The following is a 20,272-nucleotide window of genomic DNA, read 5'->3' on the forward strand; positions in this document are numbered from 1 at the left end:
GACAGAAAGTTACTTCCGCAATACGGAAGGAGCGCCGACCCCTCATGGGATACACGGACCAGCGCTTCGATGTGAACCTGTCGATCCTCTTCACGGAACTCCCGCTCCTGGAGCGCCCCGCGGCCGCCGCCGCGGCGGGCTTCACCGCGGTCGAGCTGTGGTGGCCCTGGATCGACACCGCCACCCCCGACCAGAGCGAGCTCGACGCCCTCAAGAAGGCTCTGGAGGACGCCGGCACCCAGCTGGTGGGCCTGAACTTCTACGCCGGACAGCTCCCCGGCCCGGACCGCGGCGCGGTCTCGGTGCCCGGTGAGGAGTCGGACCGCTTCCGGGCCAACATCGACGTCGCCGCGGACTTCGCCGCCTCGGTGGGCTGCAAGGCGCTCAACGCGCTCTACGGCAACCGCGTCGAGGGCGTGGACCCGGCCGTCCAGGACGAGCTCGCCCTGGAGAACCTGGTGCTCGCGGCCCGCGCCGCCGACCGGGTCGGCGCGATCCTGCTGATCGAGACCCTCAACAAGCCGGAGTCGCCGCTCTACCCGCTGGTGAGCGCGCCCTCCGCGATCGAGATCGTCGACAAGGTCAACGCGGCCACCGGGCTCGGCAACGCCAAGTTCCTGCTCGACATCTACCACCTGTCGATGAACGGCGAGAACGTCAGCGAGGTCATCGGTCGCTACGCCGACAAGACCGGCCACGTCCAGATCGCCGACATGCCGGGTCGCGGCGCGCCGGGCACCGGCGAGCTCCCGCTCGAGCAGCTCCTCGACGAGCTGAAGAAGGCCGGTTACGACGGCTGGGTCGGCCTGGAGTACAAGGCCGCCGACGCCGCCGCCTCCTTCGGATGGTTGCCGGAAGAGGCCCGCGCGGCCAGTTGAGTCCAGGCGTTCCGCCAGACGACCACCGACCTTTTCGTACGAAGCTTCAGAGAAGGACCCTCCCCAATGAGCAACCTCCCCAGCATCGCGTGGATCGGCCTCGGCATCATGGGCTCCCCCATGTCCGAGAACCTGATCAAGGCCGGCTACTCGGTCACCGGCTTCACCCTCGAGCAGGACAAGCTGGACCGCCTGGCGAAGGCCGGCGGCACCGCGGCCGGCTCGATCGCCGAGGCCGTCAAGGACGCCGACGTGATCATCACGATGGTGCCCGCCTCCCCGCAGGTCGAGGCGATCGCCTACGGCCCCGAGGGCATCCTGGAGAACGCCAAGTCGGGCGCCCTCATCATCGACATGTCGTCGATCACCCCGCAGACCTCCGTGGACCTGGCGAAGAACGCTAAGGAGAAGGGCATCCGCGTCATCGACGCCCCCGTCTCCGGCGGCGAGGCCGGCGCCATCGAGGCCGTCCTGTCGATCATGGTGGGTGGCGAGCAGGCCGACTTCGACGCGGCCCTGCCGATCCTCGAGGCCCTCGGCAAGACCATCGTCCTGTGCGGCCCGCACGGCTCCGGCCAGACGGTGAAGGCGGCCAACCAGCTCATCGTGGCCGTCAACATCCAGGCGTGCGCCGAGGCCGTGGTCTTCCTGGAGAAGTCCGGCGTGGACCTGAACGCCGCCCTCGACGTCCTCAACGGCGGCCTGGCCGGCTCCACGGTCCTGACCCGCAAGAAGGACAACTTCCTGAACCGGGACTTCAAGCCCGGCTTCCGGATCGACCTGCACCACAAGGACATGGGCATCGTCACCGACGCCGCCCGCAACGTCGGCGCGGCCCTCCCGGTCGGCGCCGTGGTCGCCCAGCTCGTCGCCTCCCTGCGCGCCCAGGGTGACGGCGGCCTGGACCACTCGGCCCTGCTGCGCGCCGTCGAGCGCCTCTCCGGCCAGCAGGTCTGACCCGCCCCCCGTCCGACGGGGCCCAGATTTCCGGGCGGCGGCGGCGCTGACACCTGTCCTGTCGCGCCCAGGCGTCGCCGCCGCCCGGAACACCAAACTTCGTTTTCAACAAACTGTTGACGTTGTTCGGCGGGCGTACTTACGCTCCAGAGCACTCCACCACTCAGCAGTGCAGCTCACGGAAGGTCACCATGTCGAAGCGCGTGCTTACGACCGAGTCCGGCGCCCCCGTCGCCGACAACCAGAACTCCGCCACCGCCGGCGTCGGTGGCCCCATCCTGCTCCAGGACCAGCACCTGCTGGAGAAGCTCGCGCGCTTCAACCGCGAGCGCATCCCGGAGCGCGTGGTGCACGCCCGTGGTTCCGGTGCTTACGGCTTCTTCGAGGTGACCGACGACGTCACGGCCTACACCAAGGCCGCGTTCCTCTCCGAGGTCGGCAAGAAGACCGAGCTGTTCCTGCGCTTCTCCACCGTGGCCGACTCGCTCGGCGGCGCGGACGCGGTCCGCGACCCGCGCGGCTTCGCGGTGAAGTTCTACACCGAAGAGGGCAACTACGACCTCGTCGGCAACAACACCCCGGTGTTCTTCATCAAGGACCCGATCAAGTTCCCCGACTTCATCCACTCCCAGAAGCGCGACCCGTTCACGGGCAAGCAGGAGCCGGACAACGTCTGGGACTTCTGGGCGCACGCCCCCGAGGCGACCCACCAGATCACCTGGCTCATGGGCGACCGCGGCATCCCCGCCTCGTACCGCCACATGAACGGCTACGGCTCGCACACCTACCAGTGGACCAACGAGGCGGGCGAGGCCTTCTTCGTCAAGTACCACTTCAAGACGAACCAGGGCATCCGCTCCCTCTCCGCCGAGCAGGCCGCCGAGCTCGTCGGCAAGGACGCCAACTCGCACCAGACCGACCTGCTGCAGTCCATCGAGCGCGGTGTGACCCCGTCCTGGACCCTCTTCGTCCAGATCATGCCGGCCGCCGAGGCCGCGGACTACCGCTTCAACCCGTTCGACCTCACCAAGGTGTGGCCGCACGCGGACTACCCGCTGCAGCGCGTGGGCCGTCTGGTCCTCGACCGCAACCCGGACAACGTCTTCGCCGAGGTCGAGCAGGCCGCCTTCTCCCCGAACAACTTCGTCCCGGGCATCGGCCCCTCGCCGGACAAGATGCTCCAGGGCCGCCTCTTCGCCTACGCGGACGCCCACCGCTACCGCCTCGGCGTCAACCACACCCAGCTGCCGGTCAACGCCCCGAAGGCGGCCACGGCCGACAACTACGGCCGCGACGGCTTCATGGCCACCCGCAACGGCTCGCGCCACGACAAGAACTACGAGCCCAACTCGTACTCCGGTCCGCGCCAGACCGACGTCCCGCTCTCCGCGCCGCTCGCCATCCACGGCTGGACCGGCACCCACGCGGCCCCGGAGCACGTCAAGGACGACGACTTCTTCCAGGCCGGTGAGCTCTACCGCCTGATGTCCGAGGACGAGAAGGCCCGCCTGATCGCCAACATCGCCGGCGGCCTGTCCCAGGTCTCCCGCGAGGACATCATCGAGAAGAACATCGCCCACTTCGCCGCCGCCGACCCCGAGTACGGCCGGCGCGTCGAGGAGGCCGTCCACGCCCTGCGCGAGGACTGATCCTCCGACACCCCGACTGCGTACGGTATCTGACGGGAGGTCAGTGTCCGTACGCGGTCCGGATCGCCGGCCCGGATGAGGGGTGGTCGGTGAACCGGACAGCGTGAGGACCGCGGTGGCGTCGAGCCAGTGCGGTGGTAAGGGCCCGCGGGTTCCCCTTCTTGACCTGAAGGAAGGGGACGGCCGCGGCGCCCGTCGGCACCACCGCGGTCCCAACGCCCCCCTTCTCGCACGGAAGGGGGCACCAACTCCGCCCGGCGGCGCGAACGTCCTGTCGCGCCAGCCTCGCACCGTCGGGCGGTCACCAGACGAGAGCGCGGAACCAGGTTTACGGTCCCTGGTTCCGCGCTCTTCCTCGTGTACGGGCTTCCCGGGACCTTCCCTCGGGTACGGGCCGCGCGGCCGCCGCAGCGCATCGTTTCTGCGGTGAACATCGACACCCGCTCGGGCGAGCCCACCGCGATTCGGCCCACCGGCGCGCCCGCCGGCCGCTATCCACTCGTACATGATCAAGAACCTGTTGCGGGGCCTGACCCCGCTCGCCCTGATCCTGTCCCCGCTCGCCGCGCCCGGCCCCGCGCCCGCCGCCCATGCCGCCTCGGTCGTCCTCCTGCCCGACGCCCTCGCCGAACTCACCGAGGACACCGAGGTCCCCGCGGGATTCAAGGCGTCGGCCTTCCGCCACTGGAACGCCGGTCTCGACCCGGCCGACGGCTGCGACACCCGCGGCGAGGTGCTCCTCGCCGAAGCCGTGGACGCGCCCGCGCTCGGCCCGAAGTGCACGATGACGGGCGGCCGCTGGACCTCCCCGTACGACGGGCAGACCGTCACCGACCCCGCCGCCCTGCGCGTCGACCACCTCGTGCCCCTCGCCGAGGCCTGGGGGTCGGGCGCCTCGGACTGGACCGCCGCCCGGCGCGAGAAGTTCGCCAACGACCAGGGCGCGGCCGGCACCCTCGTCGCCGTCACCGCCCGCAGCCAGAAGGACCGGTCGGGCCGCGAGCCGGCCGACTGGCTCCCCTCCGCCGAGGCCCACCACTGCCGCTACCTGGGCGACTGGGTGGGCACCAAGCTGCGCTGGGGCCTGACCGCGGACAAGGACGAGATGGAGACGCTCAAGCTGTTCGCCGACGGCCCCTGCGAGCAGACGGTCGTGTATCGCGCGGCGGCTCCTCGCTGACCCGCAGCGCGACCGTCACCACGAGCGAGCCGGCCGCAAGCACCGTCATCGCCGTCGCGGGCGAGGTGAGCTGGGCGACGGCCCCGGCGAGGGCGGCGCTCACGCCCTGGAGCGCGAGCATGCCCGAGGCGTGCAGGCCGAGCGCGTGGCCGCTGAGCTCGTCGGGGACCAGGGCCGTGAGCCGCTCCTGGAACAGCAGACTCGCGCTGTAGCCGACGGCGGACACCGTGATCGCGGCCAGGGCGAGCGGAAGCCCGGGGCGGAACGCGAAGACCAGGTACGGGGCCGCGAGCAGCGCCTGAAGGGGCGAGGCGAGCCGGCCCCGCCACCGCGCCGGCACGAACCGCCCGACCACGGTGTCCCCGGCCAGCATCCCGAGCGCCGCACACACGAACAGCAGTCCGGCGCGCTCGGGGTCGTACGGCACGAAGAGCGACTCACAGCCGACGATCAGCCCGTTCGGGACCCACAGCGCGAGGTAGGCCTGCCGGCGCGGCCGCGCGGACCACAGCAGGGCGTTGGTCCGCCAGGTCTCGGCGGCCGACGCCCGGCCGGTCGCCCGCGGGGCACGGCGGGAGAGTCCCCAGCGGGCGAGCGGAGCGCCCGCCAGATAGAGCAGGGCACCCGCCAGCAGGGTGCCGCGCGGCGAGAGCAGCGCGATCAGCAGCCCGCCGGTGGCGAAGCCGAGGATCTGGCAGACGCCGACGGCCATGTTGAACACGGAGCGGCCGATCAGGAGCCGTTCGCGCGGCAGGATCTCGGTGAGCAGCCCGTAGCGCACTCCCCCGGCGACGGAGCCGACCAGCCCTTGGAGGAAGAGCAGCGCGAAGACGGCACCGACCGGCAGGCCGGGGACGGCCTGGGCCGCGGTGCCGGCCGCGAAGACGAGGGCGATGGCGGTGAGCGCCGCGCGCGGCGGCAGCCGGTCGGCGGCCGAGAGCAGGGTGGTGGCGCCGAGGAGCTGCGCGAGCGCCGGACCGAACATCGCGAGGGCGGACAGCAGCGGGGAGCCGGTCGCCCGGAAGACGAGGGTCGCGAGGCCGAGCCCGGCGAGGGTCTGGGCCGCCGCCAACGCGGAGCCGCTGAGGAAGAGCGGGGTGAACTCGGGCGTGCGGAAGAGATCACGGTAACGGGGCATGCGGCGGAGTCTCGGGCAGGGCGTGCGCCGCCGATATTGTTTCGCACGGAGACGAAAGAAAGACGGAGAGCGGGACAGGGGCCACGGGGCAGAGGACGGGGGCGGGGGGCCATGGGCTGGTGGCACATCGGTACGGACGCGCTGGCGCGCGGCCGGTTCGTGGTGTCGCCGCTGGCCGAGGCGGTCGCCGCGCTCCTGACCCTGCACGCGGCGGCGGGCACCCATCCGGGCGAAGGTGCCTGGCTGGCCGGCCATCTGCCCGCGTACCGAGCACGCCTCGCCGCCGAGCCGCTCGACGCCCTGCTCGTACGGGCCGCGATCAGCCCCACCTGGAACGCCGACTTCCTCACGCCGACACCACTGGGCGAGGGCGAGCCGACCTTCGAGGAGGAGCTGGTGGCGGTACGGGATGCGGAACCGTCCTGCGCCGTACCCCAGTTGGAGGTGGCCGTCGGCGGGCCCGTACCGGAGCCCCTGCGGTCGCGGCGGGATCTGCCGCGGCGCATGGCGGGGGTTCTGGAGTGGGTGTGGCGGGAGACCGTCCTGCCGGAGTGGCCCCGCCGGAGGCGGATCATCGAGGCGGATGTGGTGGCGCGGACGGCCCTGTTGAGCCGGGGCGGCTGGGCCGCGGCGCTGGACGAACTGTGTCCGGGCAGGATGCGCTGGCTCGGTGACGGCCGGCTGCAGATCAACAGCCGTGACTATCCGCCGCGTTCGGTCGACGGCGGCAGGCTGCTGTTCGTCCCGGTGACACCGGGCAGGGGCTGGTCGTCGTGGGAGGGGACGGAGCGGTCCGCGATCGTCTATCCCTGCGCGGGCGTTCTGGCCGACGCGGCCGGGCCGGTGGTGCCCGAGGCACTGGGCGCGCTCCTCGGGCGGGCCCGCGCCGGCGTCCTGGTACGGCTCGGATCACCGAAGTCCACCAGCCAGTTGGTGGCGCTGACCGGGCAGGGCCTCGGTTCGGTGGGGCGGCACCTGAAGGTGCTCCTCGACGCCGGTCTCGTCCGGCGGAGGCGGGCGGGGCGGTCGGTGCTGTACGACTGGACGGAGGCGGGCGCCGTTCTCGTACGGGCGCCGTTCTCGTACGGGCGCGCGAACGGTGAGGCCCCCGCCCCGGTGCTCCTCGGGGCGGGGGCCTGGTCGACCCGCTGACGGGTCACGGCCGTCGGGTCGTGACCCGTACGGTCAGACCTGCAGGGCCTTGATCGCGGTGGGCGCGTGGCCGGGCTCGGTCGCGAGCTCCTCGAACTCGGTGACGTCGCTCATGTCGACCGTCTTGCTCATCGCGATGTTGGTGATGCGCTCCAGGATCGCCTCGACGACGACCGGGACCTGGAACTCGACGGCCATCTTCTTGGCCTGCTCCAGCGCCTCGCCCAGCTTGTTCGGGTCCTCGACGCGGATCGCCTTGACGCCGAGGCCCTCGGCGACCTTGACGTGGTCGACGCCGTAGACGCCGATCTCCGGGGTGTTGATGTTCTCGAACTCGAGGTTGACCTCGAAGTTGATGCCGAGACCGCCCTGCGCCTGACGGATCAGACCGAGGTAGGCGTTGTTCACGAGGACGTGGACGTAGGGGACCTTGTGCTGGGCGGCGACCGCCAGCTCCTCGATCATGAACTGGAAGTCGTAGTCGCCGGAGAGGGCGACGACCGGGGTCTCCGGGTCGGCGGTGGCGGCACCGATCGCGGCGGGGATGGTCCAGCCGAGCGGGCCGGCCTGGCCGCAGTTGATCCAGTGGCGCGGCTTGTAGACGTGCAGGAACTGCGCGGCCGCGATCTGGGAGAGACCGATGGTGGTGACGTAGCGCGTCTCCGGGCCGAAGGCCTTGTTCATCTCCTCGTAGACGCGCTGCGGCTTCATCGGGATGTCGTCGAAGTGCGTACGGCGCTGCAGGGTGGCCTTGCGCTCCTGCGCGGAGGCGGCCCAGGCGGAGAAGTCCGGCAGCTTGCCGGCGGCCTTGAGCTCCTTGGCGACCTCGATGAAGAGCTCCAGCGCGACCTTGGCGTCGGAGGCGATGCCGAAGTCGGGGGCGAAGATCTTGCCGAGCTGGGTGGGCTCGATGTCGACGTGGACGAACTTGCGGCCCTTGGTGTACGCCTCCAGGTTGTAGCCCGTGTGGCGGTTGGCCCAGCGGTTGCCGATGCCGAGGACGAGGTCCGACTCCAGGAAGGTCGCGTTGCCGTAGCGGTGCGCGGTCTGGACGCCGACCATGCCGGCGGCGAGCTCGTGGTCGTCCGGGATGGTGCCCCAGCCCATGAGGGTGGAGATGACCGGGATGCCGGTCAGCTCGGCGAACTCGACCAGCAGATCGGTGGCGTCGGCGTTGATGATGCCGCCGCCGGCGACGATCAGCGGGCGCTCGGACTCCAGGAGGAAGTTCAGGGCCTTCTCGGCCTGGGCGCGGCTGGCCTGCGGCTTGTAGACCGGCAGCGGCTGGTACGTCTCCGGGTCGAACTCGATCTCGGTCAGCTGGACGTCGATCGGCAGGTCGATGAGGACCGGGCCGGGGCGGCCGGAGCGCATGAGGTGGAAGGCCTGCTGGAAGACGCCGGGGACCTGCGCGGCCTCCAGGACGGTCGTCGCGGCCTTGGTGACCGGCTTGGCGATCGTGGCGATGTCGACGGCCTGGAAGTCCTCCTTGTGGAGCTTCGAGACCGGGGCCTGGCCCGTGATGCACAGGATCGGGATCGAGTCGGCGATCGCGGAGTACAGGCCGGTGATCATGTCGGTGCCGGCGGGGCCGGAGGTACCGATGCAGACACCGATGTTGCCCGCCTTGGCCCGGGTGAAGCCCTCGGCCATGTGGGACGCGCCCTCGACGTGGCGGGCCAGGGTGTGGCTGATCCCGCCGACGTTCTTGAGCTCACGGTAGAAGGGGTTGATCGCCGCGCCGGGCACACCGAACGCGTTGGTGACGCCTTCGCGCTTGAGGATCTCAACGGCCGCTGCGGCGGCGGTCATACGAGGCATGGGAGTGCTCCTGCTTCGGGGCCTTGACGGCTTGTTTCCATAATGCGGAAGTACTGTTCTGCTATACGGAAGCAATGTAGGTCGGGGGGTGGAGAGGCGTCAAGAGACGTCCGCAGAGGGGGACGGCGGACGCCGGGGCACGTGATGGCCGAAGTTGGTCCCCCGGACGACCGGATTGGTGGACGATGGGGACGCACGACGCAGAGGGGGTTCGGTGTGGGTGAGTCGGTACAGGTGCGCTGCCCGGAGTGCCTTCGCACGCTGCGCTACGCGGCGCCCGCCTTCCCCTGTTCCTGCGGCACCCCGGTCGCGCCCCCGGTGATCGCCGGCGCCACCGCCGCCCCCGTCACCCACCGCAACTGGTCGGACGAGTGGGTCACCGTCCACTGCCCCGCCTGCGCCCGGGCCTCGGACTGGCCCCATCCGGAGGTCGGCTGCCCGTGCGGAGCGGTGCTGCGGATGCCGGTACGGGAAGCGGGCGGGTCCGACGGAACGGGCGGGTCCGGTGGCTCCGGCGGGTCCGGCGGGTCCGGTGGCTCCGGCGGAGGTCCGGGGACGGGCGGACCCGTGACCGGCGGCCCGGAGCCCGTGGGTACGGAAACGGGAACGGGCGCGGGTATGGGGACGGGGACGGGGACGGCCGTGGGGCTGGACGCCGTCGCGGAGCGGGACGATCAGGGGCCCGGGGCGCTCGCCCCCGAGAGCCTCGAAACCGCCCCTGACCCGGATCCCGGCACGGACGCGACGGCCGCGCACCACCCGGCCCCGACCTCCGCGTCCGGTCCCGCGCCCGGTCCCGACGCGCTCTCCTCCTTCGTACGGCGGCATCCCTCGCCCGTGCCGCCGCCCCGACCCACGGCCGCGCGCCCCGGCCCCGAAGCCGCCCGTTCCGCGTTCCGTCCCGTCACGATCCGCACCACGCGGGACGCCGTCGCCGCGTCCGCCGGGTATCTGCGCTGGCTGGGGTTCCGGGACGTCGTCCAGCCCGAGGAGCGGTCGGCCTCGGCCGTGGACCTGCGGGCGCCCGGGCTCGTCGCCCAGGTGGACCCGAGCACGCGGCCCACCGGGCTGCGGGCGGTGGAGTGTCTGTGGCTCAACGGTCTCAGCAGTGCGGCGGTGAGCGTCTACTTCTCCCTCGCCGGATACACCCCCGAGGCCCATGAGCGCGCCGAGGGCCTCGGCATCCCGCTCTTCGTCCTCGACCTCACCGGCACGCCGCAGCCCGTCAACGCCCCCGCGAGCGAACTCCTCGCGACCGGAGCGCCGTAAGCCGAGGGAATTCGGCCATCCGGCATGTGACGATCGCCCCTCCCCCGGGCACAACACCTTCGGGGGGTGAACACCATGACGACGGGGATGTGGTGGTTCCTGGGGGTTGCGTTCGGTCAACTGGGTCTGGCTGCGCTGCTGTTGCATACCCGCAGCCAGGAGGGGCCCGAGCCGCCGCCGCAGGCGCTCGCGCTGCTGCGCGGCGGCCCGCGGGCGGCCGTCACCGTGGCCCTGGTCGCCCTGCACCAGCGCGGTGCGGTGGCGGCGGGCCGCCGGGGCACGATTCGCGCCAACGGCGGGGCCGGCCGGACTCACGACCCGCTCCAGCTCGGCGTGCACCGCTCGCTCCAGCGCGCGCTCGCCCTCCGGGTCCTGGCCACACGCCCCACGGCCCGCCAGGCCCTCGACGCGCTGAGCGCGGAGCTCGGCAGCAGGGGCCTGCTGCGCCCGCCGGGACGGCTGCGGGCGGCCCGGCTGCTGCTCGGGAGCGTCCCGGTCACGATCGGCACGGGCCTGGTCGCGACCGGCCTCTCCGGCCCGGCGCTCGCCGTCGGCGCCGTGCCGGTCCTCGCCGCCGCGGCCCTGTTCTGCGTCCCGCCCACGACCCGCGCGGCCCACCGGCTCCTCGCGAACCTCCGCGCCCGCCACCCGCTGCCCACGCACCGGCGGGCGGTGACCGACGGACGGGACGTGCTGCTGTACGTGGCGCTGTACGGCGACCCGGCACTCGCCCTCTTCCTGCCGCACTTCTCCCGCGACGGCGGCCTCCTGGACCGTCGCCGCACCGGCGAGGAGGGCTACGCCGGCGGGCGCGGCCGGCACCCGGACGGGTCCGCCTGCCCGGGCGGCATGCCGGAGTGAGCGCCGGCCGTCGTCGCTCCACGGGCGGTTCGGGGGTCGTCGCGAACAGGGCCGGCCCGCGCGGGAAACCGCGGGCCCTGACACCGCCCCTACCCGCGCCGCGCCATACTGGCGTATGCGCATCCGAGTGGCCGCACGGGCCGAACTCCCCCTGCTCCAGGACATCGAACGCGCCGCCGGCGAGGCCTTCCGGCCCCTCGGGATGGAAGAGATCGCCGACGACGAGCCCCTGCCGCTGGACGTCCTGGAGGCCTATCGCGGGGCGGGACGGGCCTGGGTCGCGGTGGACGGGGAGGACCGGCCCGTGGCGTATCTGCTCATGGACGCCGTGGACGGCGCCGCCCACATCGAGCAGGTCTCCGTGCACCCGGACGCCGCCCGCCGGGGCGTCGGCCGGGCACTGATCGAGCACCTCGCGGCGGCCGCCCGGGAGCAGGGGCTGACGGCGCTGACCCTGACGACCTTCGCCGAGGTCCCGTGGAACGCCCCCTACTACACGCGGCTCGGGTTCCGGCACGTCGGCGAGGACGACCCCGCGCTCACCGAGGGGCTGCGGGCGATCAGCCGGGCCGAGGCGGCGCACGGCCTGGCCGCCTGGCCCCGCGTCTGCATGCGCCGCGAGCTGCCCACGCCGTAAGGGGGCCGGCTCCTAAGGGGTCCCGGCCCCGGTCCCGGTCCCGGCCGCGGCCCCGGTCCCCACTGCCCCGTACCGCTCGCGCAGCTCCACCTTCCGCACCTTGCCGCTCACCGTCATCGGGAACTCCGCCAGGATCTCCATCCGCCGCGGGATCTTGTAGTGCGCGAGGCGGTCGCGGCAGAAGGCGGTGACCTCGTCGAGGGTCGGCGGGTCGGCCGGGTCGCGCGGGATGACACAGGCGAGGATCTCCTCGCCGTACCGCTCGTCGGGCACGCCGACGACCTGGACGTCGGCGATCTTGGCGTGCCCGTACAGGAACTCCTCGATCTCGCGCGGATACACGTTCTCCCCGCCCCGGATGATCATGTCCTTGATGCGGCCGACGATCCGCACGTAGCCGTCCTCGCGCATCACGGCGAGGTCGCCGGTGTGCATCCAGCGGCCCGCGTCGATCGCCTCGGCGGTCTTGTCGGGCTGGTCCCAGTAGCCGAGCATCACGCTGTAGCCGCGGGTGCACAGCTCGCCCGCGGTGCCCCGCGGGACGGTGAGGCCGGTCGCCGGGTCGACGATCTTCACCTCGACGTGCGGCATGACCCGGCCGACCGTACCGGTGCGCCGCTCCAGGTCGTCGTCGCGCCGGGTCTGGGTGGAGACGGGCGAGGTCTCCGTCATCCCGTAACAGATGGACACCTCGGCCATGTTCATCTCGGCGACCACCCGCTTCATCACCTCGACCGGGCACGGCGAGCCCGCCATGATGCCGGTGCGGAGGCTGGAGAGGTCGTAGGACGCGAAGTCGGGCAGGTTGAGCTCGGCGATGAACATCGTCGGCACCCCGTACAGGGACGTACAGCGCTCCTCCTGCACGGCCCGGAGGGTGGCGGCCGGGTCGAAGGACGGGGCGGGGATCACGATGCAGGCGCCGTGCGAGGTGGCGGCGAGGTTGCCCATCACCATGCCGAAGCAGTGGTAGAAGGGCACCGGGACGCAGACCCGGTCCTGCTCGCTGTAGGCGATCATCTCCCCCACGAAATACCCGTTGTTGAGGATGTTGTGGTGGGAGAGGGTGGCGCCCTTCGGGAACCCGGTGGTCCCCGAGGTGTACTGGATGTTGACCGGCTCGTCGCAGGACAGCGGCGCCGGCCGGACGCCCTCCGGCGCCCGGCGCGCCAGGAGTCGGTCCCAGCTCGCGTCGCCGAAGTAGACGGCCTCCCGCAACCGCGGGCACGCGCCGCGCACCTGCTCGACCATCGCCCGGTAGTCGCTGGTCTTGTGCGTGAGGGAGGCGAAGAGCAGCGAGACGCCCGCCTGCTGGAGCACGTACTCCAACTCGTGTGCGCGGTAGGCCGGGTTGATGTTGACCATGATGGCGCCGATGCGGGCGGTGGCGTACTGGACGAGTACCCACTCGGCGCAGTTGACCGCCCAGATGCCGACGCGGTCGCCCTTCGCGACGCCGCTGCCGAGCAGCGCGTCCGCGAGCCGGTCGACGTCGGCGCCGAACGCGGCGTACGTCCAGCGGCGCCCGGTGGGGAGGTCGACCAGCGCCTCGCGCTCCGGCCAGGTGGCGACGGCCCGGTCGAGATCGGCACCGATGGTGTCGCCGAGGAGGGGGGTGTCCGACACCCCGTGCGCGTAGCTGAGAACGGCGATGTCGCTCATGCGAGGTCCCCCTCGGTGTACTCGGTGCCGGTGTTCCCGTCCGCGGTGAGCCTGCGCAGTTCGACCCGGCGGATCTTGCCGGAGACCGTCTTCGGCAGTTCGGCGAACTCGATGCGACGGATCCGCTTGTACGGGGCGAGGACCTCGCGCGAGTGCGCGAAGAGCGCCTTCGCGGTGGCGGCGTCCGGCTCCCAGCCCGCGGCGAGGACGACGTACGCCTTCGGGACGGCGAGCCGCAGCGGGTCGGGGGCGGGGACGACGGCGGCCTCGGCGACGGCCTCGTGTTCGAGGAGCGCGCTCTCCAGCTCGAAGGGGCTGATCTTGTAGTCACTGGCCTTGAAGACGTCATCGGCCCGGCCGATGTAGGTGATGTAGCCGTCGGCGTCGCGCGCCCCGATGTCGCCGGTGCGGTAGTAGCCGTCGGCCATCGCCTCGGCCGTACGCTCCGGGTCGCCGTGGTAGCCGGTCATCAGGCCCACCGGGCGGGCGGAGAGGTCGAGGCAGATCTCGCCCTCCTCGACGTCCGGGCTGCCGCTGACCGGATCGACCAGGGTGACCCGGAAGCCGGGGCTCGGCCGGCCCATCGACCCCTCCTTGAGCCGCTGCCCCGGACTGTTGGACACCTGCACGGCGGTCTCGGTCTGGCCGAAGCCGTCCCGGATGGTGACGCCCCAGGCGCGGCGGACGGCCTCGATGACCTCGGGGTTGAGCGGTTCACCGGCGGCGACGACCTCACGGGGCGGGGTCGTCAGCTGACCGAGGTCGGCCTGGATCAGCATGCGCCACACGGTGGGCGGGGCGCAGAAGCCGGTGACGCCGTGCTTCGCCATCTCGGTCATCAGACGGGCCGGGTCGAAGCGGCTGTAGTTGTGGATGAAGACGGTCGCCTCGGCGTTCCACGGCGCGAAGAGATTGGACCAGGCGTGCTTGGCCCAGCCGGGCGAGGAGATGTTCAGATGCACGTCGCCGGGCCTGAGGCCGATCCAGTACATCGTCGCGAGGTGCCCGATGGGGTACGAGGTGTGGGTGTGCTCGACGAGCTTGGGGCGGGCGGTGGTGCCGGAGGTGAAGTAGAGCATCAGGGTGTCGTCGGCGAAGGTGTCGCCGTCCGGCTCGAAGACGGCGGACCCGGCGTAGGCGTCCTCGTAGCCGAGCCAGCCCGCCCCGTCGCCACCGACCCCGCCGGCACCGTCGGCATCGCCGCCGACCGCGATCCGCGTGTAGTCCCCGGGGACGTCGTCGAACTTGGCGCGGTCCTCGGCACGTACGAGGACATGGCGGGCCCTGCCGCGGTCCACCCGGTCGCGCAGGTCGGCGGGGCCGAGGAGCGGGGTGGCGGGGATGACGACGGCACGCAGCTTCATCGCGGCGAGCATGGTCTCCCACAGCTCGACCTGGTTGCCGAGCATGACGATCAACCGGTCGCCGGCCCGCACGCCCTGCGCCCGCAGCCAGTTGGCGACCCGATTGGACCGGGCGGACATCTCGGCGAAGCTCAGCCTGGCCTCGCGGCCGTCCTCCTCGACGATGTGCAGAGCGGTGCGGTCGTTGCCGGCGGCGATGACGTCGAACCATTCGAGCGCCCAGTTGAACCGCTCGGGACGGGGCCAGACGAAGCCCTCGTACGCCGTCTCGTAGTCCTCCCGGTGCCGCAGCAGGAAGTCGCGGGCGGCCCGGAACCGCTCCGTCGCCTCCGTCGGCCGCGCCGCGCTGGTTGCCGTCATGTGTCCTCCTCGTTGCGGGACCCGTCCCGCACATCGTGTAATCAGTGACCCAGGTCTCACTACCCCCGTTCGGGGGTAGGGCGGCGGCGAAGGCGGAGGAGCGCGGAGTGTCCGAGCACGAGGAGTCGGCGGAGCTGCGCGGCGCGCTGCTGGGGCTGCGGCGGGCCACCGGTCTCCAGGTGGTGTTCGGGGGGCTGGGCGACGACGGCCGCGCGATGCGGATCGCGGAGCTGAACGGGGCGGTGACGCCGGCGCTGCGCGGTCTTTCGATCGCGGCCGGCTCCGGCCTCGGCGGCAAGTGCCTGGCCCTGGCTCGCCCCTGCGCGGTCACGGACTACGCGTCGGCCCGGCACATCACCCACGAGTACGACGGCGCGGTCGCGGCGGAGGGGCTGCGCTCGGTGATCGCGGTGCCCGTCGTCGTGCGCCGCCAGGTCAGGGGCGTGCTGTACGGCGCGCTGCGCGACGCCCTGCCGATCGGCGAGCGGATCTTCGACGCGGCGGTCGCGGCGGCCCGGGACGTGGAACAGGCCCTGGCCGTACGGGAGGAGGGGCGGCGGCTCGCGGCCGAGCGGGAGGAGATGCGGCTGGCGTACGGGGAGCTGCGCGAGCTCGCCCCGAAGGTGGCCGATCCGGAGCTGCGGGAGCGGCTGCTCGCGGTCTGCGGCCGCTTCGGGACCGCCTCGGGCGGCGCGGGAGGCGGCCGGTCCGGTGCCGGCGTGCTGCTGACCCCGCGCGAGACGGACGTGCTGGCGGCGGTGGCGTCGGGGGCGACGAACGCGACGGTGGCCCGGCGGCTCGGGCTGCGCCCCGAGACGGTGAAGGGCTATCTGCGCTCGGCGATGCGGAAGCTGGGCGCGCACACGCGCCTGGAGGCGGTGGTGGCGGCGCGGCGGGCGGGGGCACTGCCGTAGGGGCCGGGTGCGGCTGCCGCAGGGCTGCCGCTTCCGCGCGCTCAGGAGGTCGCGTAGGTGATCTCGTACGGGATGTCCTGAGCGCTCATGAGGCGCAGGGTCCGCTCGGCCTCGGTGGTGAGTTCGGCGCGCTGGGCGCGGGTGAGGCGTCCGAACGGCTCGATGGTCATGGTCGTGCGCTCCTTGGTCTCCTCCAGGTGCCAGATGCCGGCGAGGAAGCCGTCGAGGAGGAAGACGCGGTGGGCCTGGTTGCCGGTCCAGGTGCGGGTGCGGTGCTCGGCGGGGACGACGCGGGTGCGGTCGGCGTGGGACAGCAGCAGGTTGTCGAACTCGGGGAGGAAGCGGGGCGGGGCGGGGGTGTCCTCGTCGGGCCGGGGCGCGTCGGGCAGGTCGAACAGCTCGGTGCCGCGCTCGTCGCGAAGGACGAGGAGCCGGGGCCGCAGGCGCTCGAAGGCGGGCCGCAGCCGGGTCAGGCCGCACCAGGTCTGCATGTCCTGGACGGAGGCGGGCCCGAAGGCGCCGAGGTAGCGGAGCACGGTCTCGTCGAGGTCGGCGGCGTCCTGCGCGTCCTGGTCGAACCACTTCTCGGCCGGGGAGAGCGCGACCTGCCCGCCCCTGCCCCAGAGGCCGCGCGGGGTGACCTGGACCATCGGCAGCAGGCAGCGGGCGGCGACGCCGAGCGCCAGGGGATCGGCGGTGGGCCACTCCCGGAGCAGGTGTTCGCGCAGCTCCTTGGGGGTGCGGGGCCGCTCGTCGACGTGGGCGGCGGTGAGTGCGGTCAGTCGGTCGAGGTCGACGCCGTCGAGCCCTTTGCGGAACTGTCTGAGTTCCCGGTCGATCGCCCCGGCCTGGACGAGGCGGCGCAGGGGGACGGCGTCGGCGGCGGTGTGGGTGTGGACGGTGGAGCGCAGGGAGACGATGCGGGCGACCTCGCGGGTCTCCATCAGGGCGGACAGGTCCTCGGGCCGGAAGCCGTCGAGGCGGGCGGCGAGCGCGTAGTACGGGGGCTTGGTGTTCTGCGCCTGCAGGCCGACGAGGTGGTGGACCGCCTGCTCGGCGGAGAGCCGGGCGGGGCGGAGCAGCAGCTGGCGGTCGAGGGTGGCGCGGTTGAGGGCGCGTGTGGTGAGGACCATGGTGGGCACGCTAACGGGGATTGCGGACAGGGAGGGTCCGCGATGACGGGTCATCACGAGCACAGTGGCCCGATTCACCCCTATATCCTGCACTATGCCGAATACCGCATACCGAGTGCCCCATCCCTGACCGCGCCGGCAGCCGACCGCCCCTCGTCCGGCCCTCGTCCAGAAGGTGACCGCCCGATGCCCGACCGCTCCGACCCCCGTCCGCGCGCGGCGGCCCGGCGCCGCCCGCCGGAGCCGCCGCCGCACCGTCCGAGCGTGGTCCAGGCGACCGTGTACCGCGACGGCCGCCGCGTCTCCTCCCCCGACACGCTGGCGGAGACCTTCCGCCGGCTCCGCGAGCACCCCGACGGCATGGCCTGGATCGGCCTGCACCGTCCGACGGAGGACGAACTCCACTCGCTGGCCGCGGAGTTCGACCTCCACGAACTGGCCGTCGAGGACGCGATGGAGGCCCACCAGCGGCCGAAGCTGGAACGGTACGGCGACACCCTCTTCGTCGTGCTGCGCGCCGCCCGCTATCTGGACGCCCCGGAGGAGGTCGACTTCGGCGAGCTCCACGTCTTCGTCGGCCCCGACTTCCTCATCACCGTCCGCCACGGCGCCGCCCCGGACCTCTCCGCCGTCCGCCACCGCATGGAGGAGAACCCCGACCTGCTCCGCCTCGGCCCGGAGGCGGTCCTCTACGCGATCCTGGACGCGGTCGTCGACGGCTACGCCCCGGTGGTCGCCGGCGTCCAGAACGACATCGACGAGATCGAGACCGAGGTCTTCGGCGGCGACCCCGCGGTCTCCCGCCGCATCTACGAACTCTCCCGCGAAATGGTCGAGTTCCAACGCGCCACCCGCCCCCTGGTCGGCATGCTGCACGGCCTGATGGCCGGCTTCGCCAAATACGGCACGCACGAGGAACTCCAGCGCTACCTCCGCGACGTCGCCGACCACGTCACCCACACCAGCGAACGCGTCGACGGCTTCCGCCAGGCCCTGACGGAGATCCTGACGGTCAACGCGACCCTGGTCACCCAGCAGCAGAACGCGGAGATGCGGGCGCTGGCGGAGGCGGGCTTCGAGCAGAACGAGGAGATCAAGAAGATCTCCTCGTGGGCGGCGATCCTCTTCGCTCCCACACTCGTGGGAACGATCTACGGCATGAACTTCGACGCGATGCCGGAGCTGAGCTGGACCTTCGGGTACCCCTTCGCGGTCGGCTTGATGGGGGTCGTCTGCGTCAGTCTGTACGTGATCTTCAAGCGGAAGGACTGGCTGTAGAAGTCGCCCCTCAGGTGCCCGCGGGGGTCAGCTCTCCCACCCAGTGCTTGGCTTCGACGAGGGGTGTGTCGATGCCGCGGAGGGGCCCGGACGACAGCTTCCGCTTTCCCTTGTCCGCGCTCCCCCAGAACGTCAAGGAGGGGGTGCTCTTGGCGCAGCCCGACGGCTGCTTGCCGTCGGCGAGCTCCGCGGGCGCGGTGCGGAGCCGGGCCGAATCCTGGGAGAACACCTCCGCCTTGTACACGCACCTCTCCCCCACCGCGCTGATGGACACGAGACGAATGTCGCGCTTCGTCGCCCCCTCGCCCATCGTGAACTCGAAGCGGTAGGTGCCGTCCTCTCCCCGGCCGCTCCACGAGCCCCGGAAGTTCTCCGGCAGCGCGCCCGCGGCGGGCGGCACCTTCTCGAACATCTCAGGTTCGTAGGAGGTCTGCCCGTCGTCGCGGTGGTCGTAGAAGCCCGGGTCGTCTTCCCACTCGAACGCACCGTTCCATACGGCTACGAACGCCCCCGTACCGTCCGGGGCGGAGGAACCGTAGTCATCGTCATTGTCCTCGCAACGTTCCGCCTCGGACGTGGGGCTCGCCCTCTTCAGCCGGCTCGAGCCGAGTTTGATCGCGTCGCTTCTGGAGTCGGTGATGGTGCTTTCCCAGACGCACAGCCGCTCCTCGTTCAGCAGGGAGTACTCGGCGGTGCCCTTCGCGTCGATGACGAGGCGTGCGAGGACCCCGTCGGGACGCGTCTCCCAGCTCCCCTGCAACATCTTCGGAGCACTCAGCGACGGTGATTGCCCGGCACCGCCCTGCCACGGGCGGAGCGCGAGCAGGCCCCCGACGGTGACGAGCACCACGACGGCTGCCGCCCCCGCCACGACGGCCGGGCGACGCCGCGGTTCCGGGGTCCGCTCCGGAACGTGCGAGCGTGCCGTCTCGTCGTGTCCCGGCCCCACCGTGGGCGCGTGCGCGAGCGCGTCCGCCGGGGAAGCGGCAGGCGCTTGCACGGGCCGAGGTGCGGCGGGCGCGTGCGCGGGCCGGGGTGTGGGGACGGGCCGGGCGGGCGCCGGCGGAGTGAGAGCCTGGCCCGGCACGAGGGCCGTGTGCGGCCGCAGCGGGTCGAAGTCCAGCAACTGTGCCGCATGCCGCCCCAGTTGCCCGAGCAACGCACCCGGCAGCCATTCGTCGACGCCTTCCGTGGCGGTGCGGGCGGCGATCTGCTCCGGCGTGGGGCGTTGTGCCGGGTCTTTTCGCAGACATTCCCGTACGAGTCCGAGGAGCGCCTCCGGCACCCCGTCCAGGTCGGGCTCCTCCTCGGCGACCCGGAACAGCTGGGCGTGCAGCCCGTTGCCGGTCGCCCCGAAGGGCTGGCGTCCGGTGGCGGCGTAGGCGAGGACGGAACCCAGGCAGAACACATCCGAGGCGGCGGTGACGTGGAGTCCGCGGACCTGCTCCGGCGACATGAAGCCGGGCGATCCGATCACCATGCCCGTACGGGTCTGCAGGCTGTCCCCGCTGATGCTGTCCAGCGCACGGGCGATACCGAAGTCGATGACCCGGGGCCCGTCCACGGTGACCAGGACATTGGACGGCTTGAGGTCGCGGTGGACGAGGCCTGCCTCGTGGATGGCCTTCAGGGCGAGCGCGAGCCGGTTGGCCAGGACCCGCACCGACTGCTCGGGCAACGGCCCGTGCCGCTCGGCCACGACGGCGTGCAGATCGGGTCCGGGAATGTACTGGGTCGCGACCCAGGGCGTCTCCGCGTCCGTGTCCGCGTCGAGCACGGCCGCGGTCCAGGCCCCGCCGACCCGCTTCGCGGCGGTGACCTCGCGCGCGAACCGCGCCCGGAATTCGGTGTGCTGAGCGAACTCGTGCTGCACGACCTTGACCGCGACAGTGCGCCCGCCTTCGGAACGAGCGAGGTAGACGCGGCCCATGCCGCCGGCGCCTAACCGGGCCATGAGGCGGTAGGGGCCTATGTGGGTCGGGTCTTCGGCGGTCAACTGGTCCACGAGGAAGGAGGGTA

Annotated in this window: 16 protein-coding genes; 10 read left to right on the forward strand and 6 right to left on the reverse strand. The window is 72.2% G+C overall.

The features are described from left to right. Window positions 1–44: 44 nt before the first annotated feature. From ACFY7C_RS06550 to ACFY7C_RS06565, 4 genes are all read left to right on the forward strand, one after another. Complete coding sequence (locus tag ACFY7C_RS06550) at window positions 45–878, forward strand: TIM barrel protein (protein ID WP_389644657.1); 834 nt, start codon at window positions 45–47, stop codon at window positions 876–878. 66 nt (window positions 879–944) lie between these two features. Further along, complete coding sequence (locus ACFY7C_RS06555; RefSeq protein WP_389644659.1) at window positions 945–1,835, forward strand: 2-hydroxy-3-oxopropionate reductase; 891 nt, start codon at window positions 945–947, stop codon at window positions 1,833–1,835. 191 nt (window positions 1,836–2,026) lie between these two features. After that, window positions 2,027–3,484, forward strand: coding sequence for a catalase (locus ACFY7C_RS06560; RefSeq protein ID WP_389644661.1), 1,458 nt, complete (start codon window positions 2,027–2,029; stop codon window positions 3,482–3,484). Between the two features lie 505 nt (window positions 3,485–3,989). Next, on the forward strand, window positions 3,990–4,664 hold the full coding sequence (locus ACFY7C_RS06565; RefSeq protein ID WP_389644664.1) for a DUF1524 domain-containing protein: 675 nt from the start codon (window positions 3,990–3,992) through the stop codon (window positions 4,662–4,664). On the opposite strand, the gene ACFY7C_RS06570 is transcribed toward ACFY7C_RS06565, so the two are convergent. Next, a complete protein-coding gene (locus ACFY7C_RS06570) occupies window positions 4,600–5,802 on the reverse strand; it encodes an MFS transporter (RefSeq protein ID WP_389644667.1) in 1,203 nt (400 codons plus the stop codon). The genes ACFY7C_RS06565 and ACFY7C_RS06570 overlap by 65 nt on opposite strands. Window positions 5,803–5,913: 111 nt before the next feature. Between ACFY7C_RS06570 and ACFY7C_RS06575 the strand changes: the two genes are divergently transcribed. Beyond that, window positions 5,914–6,954, forward strand: a complete 1,041-nt coding sequence (locus tag ACFY7C_RS06575; protein ID WP_389644669.1) for an ArsR/SmtB family transcription factor — start codon at window positions 5,914–5,916, stop codon at window positions 6,952–6,954. A 33-nt stretch (window positions 6,955–6,987) separates the two neighbouring features. Here the strand turns inward: ACFY7C_RS06575 and gcl are convergent, their stop codons facing one another. Next, entirely contained in the window at window positions 6,988–8,766 is a 1,779-nt protein-coding gene (gcl, locus tag ACFY7C_RS06580) for a glyoxylate carboligase (protein ID WP_389646018.1), read from the reverse strand. A gap of 225 nt (window positions 8,767–8,991) precedes the next feature. Here gcl and ACFY7C_RS06585 point away from each other — a divergent pair, with 225 nt between their 5' ends. From ACFY7C_RS06585 to ACFY7C_RS06595, 3 genes are all read left to right on the forward strand, one after another. Beyond that, window positions 8,992–10,044 carry a hypothetical protein gene (locus ACFY7C_RS06585; protein WP_389644672.1) on the forward strand — a complete coding sequence of 351 codons (1,053 nt, stop codon included), beginning with the start codon at window positions 8,992–8,994 and terminating at the stop codon, window positions 10,042–10,044. A gap of 75 nt (window positions 10,045–10,119) precedes the next feature. Further along, the gene (locus tag ACFY7C_RS06590; RefSeq protein WP_389646020.1) at window positions 10,120–10,905 is read left to right on the forward strand and encodes a TIGR04222 domain-containing membrane protein; all 786 of its coding nucleotides are present in this window, start codon (window positions 10,120–10,122) and stop codon (window positions 10,903–10,905) included. Window positions 10,906–11,020: 115 nt separating this feature from the next. Then, window positions 11,021–11,542: a GNAT family N-acetyltransferase gene (locus ACFY7C_RS06595; protein WP_389644675.1), complete on the forward strand. Its 522-nt coding sequence runs from the start codon at window positions 11,021–11,023 to the stop codon at window positions 11,540–11,542. 12 nt (window positions 11,543–11,554) lie between these two features. Here the strand turns inward: ACFY7C_RS06595 and ACFY7C_RS06600 are convergent, their stop codons facing one another. Both ACFY7C_RS06600 and ACFY7C_RS06605 read right to left on the reverse strand, forming a co-directional pair. Then, complete coding sequence (locus ACFY7C_RS06600) at window positions 11,555–13,204, reverse strand: AMP-binding protein (protein WP_389644677.1); 1,650 nt, start codon at window positions 13,202–13,204, stop codon at window positions 11,555–11,557. Beyond that, window positions 13,201–14,928, reverse strand: a complete 1,728-nt coding sequence (locus ACFY7C_RS06605; RefSeq protein ID WP_389644679.1) for an AMP-binding protein — start codon at window positions 14,926–14,928, stop codon at window positions 13,201–13,203. The genes ACFY7C_RS06600 and ACFY7C_RS06605 overlap by 4 nt, the downstream gene beginning before the upstream one ends. Window positions 14,929–15,035: 107 nt before the next feature. Between ACFY7C_RS06605 and ACFY7C_RS06610 the strand changes: the two genes are divergently transcribed. Then, window positions 15,036–15,842 (forward strand): response regulator transcription factor, encoded by an 807-nt coding sequence (locus tag ACFY7C_RS06610; protein WP_389644682.1) that lies wholly within the window; start codon window positions 15,036–15,038, stop codon window positions 15,840–15,842. 41 nt (window positions 15,843–15,883) lie between these two features. Here ACFY7C_RS06610 and ACFY7C_RS06615 read toward each other — a convergent pair whose 3' ends face one another. Then, entirely contained in the window at window positions 15,884–16,975 is a 1,092-nt protein-coding gene (locus tag ACFY7C_RS06615; protein WP_389644685.1) for a winged helix DNA-binding domain-containing protein, read from the reverse strand. A gap of 186 nt (window positions 16,976–17,161) precedes the next feature. Between ACFY7C_RS06615 and ACFY7C_RS06620 the strand changes: the two genes are divergently transcribed. Next, a complete protein-coding gene (locus ACFY7C_RS06620) occupies window positions 17,162–18,253 on the forward strand; it encodes a magnesium and cobalt transport protein CorA (RefSeq protein ID WP_389644687.1) in 1,092 nt (363 codons plus the stop codon). A 10-nt stretch (window positions 18,254–18,263) separates the two neighbouring features. On the opposite strand, the gene ACFY7C_RS06625 is transcribed toward ACFY7C_RS06620, so the two are convergent. After that, window positions 18,264–20,258 carry a serine/threonine-protein kinase gene (locus ACFY7C_RS06625; protein WP_389644690.1) on the reverse strand — a complete coding sequence of 665 codons (1,995 nt, stop codon included), beginning with the start codon at window positions 20,256–20,258 and terminating at the stop codon, window positions 18,264–18,266. Window positions 20,259–20,272 lie beyond the last annotated feature (14 nt).

Origin of the sequence: Streptomyces sp. NPDC012769, from assembly GCF_042901205.1 — a bacterium.
In the GTDB taxonomy this organism is placed as follows: Bacteria; Actinomycetota; Actinomycetes; order Streptomycetales; family Streptomycetaceae; genus Streptomyces.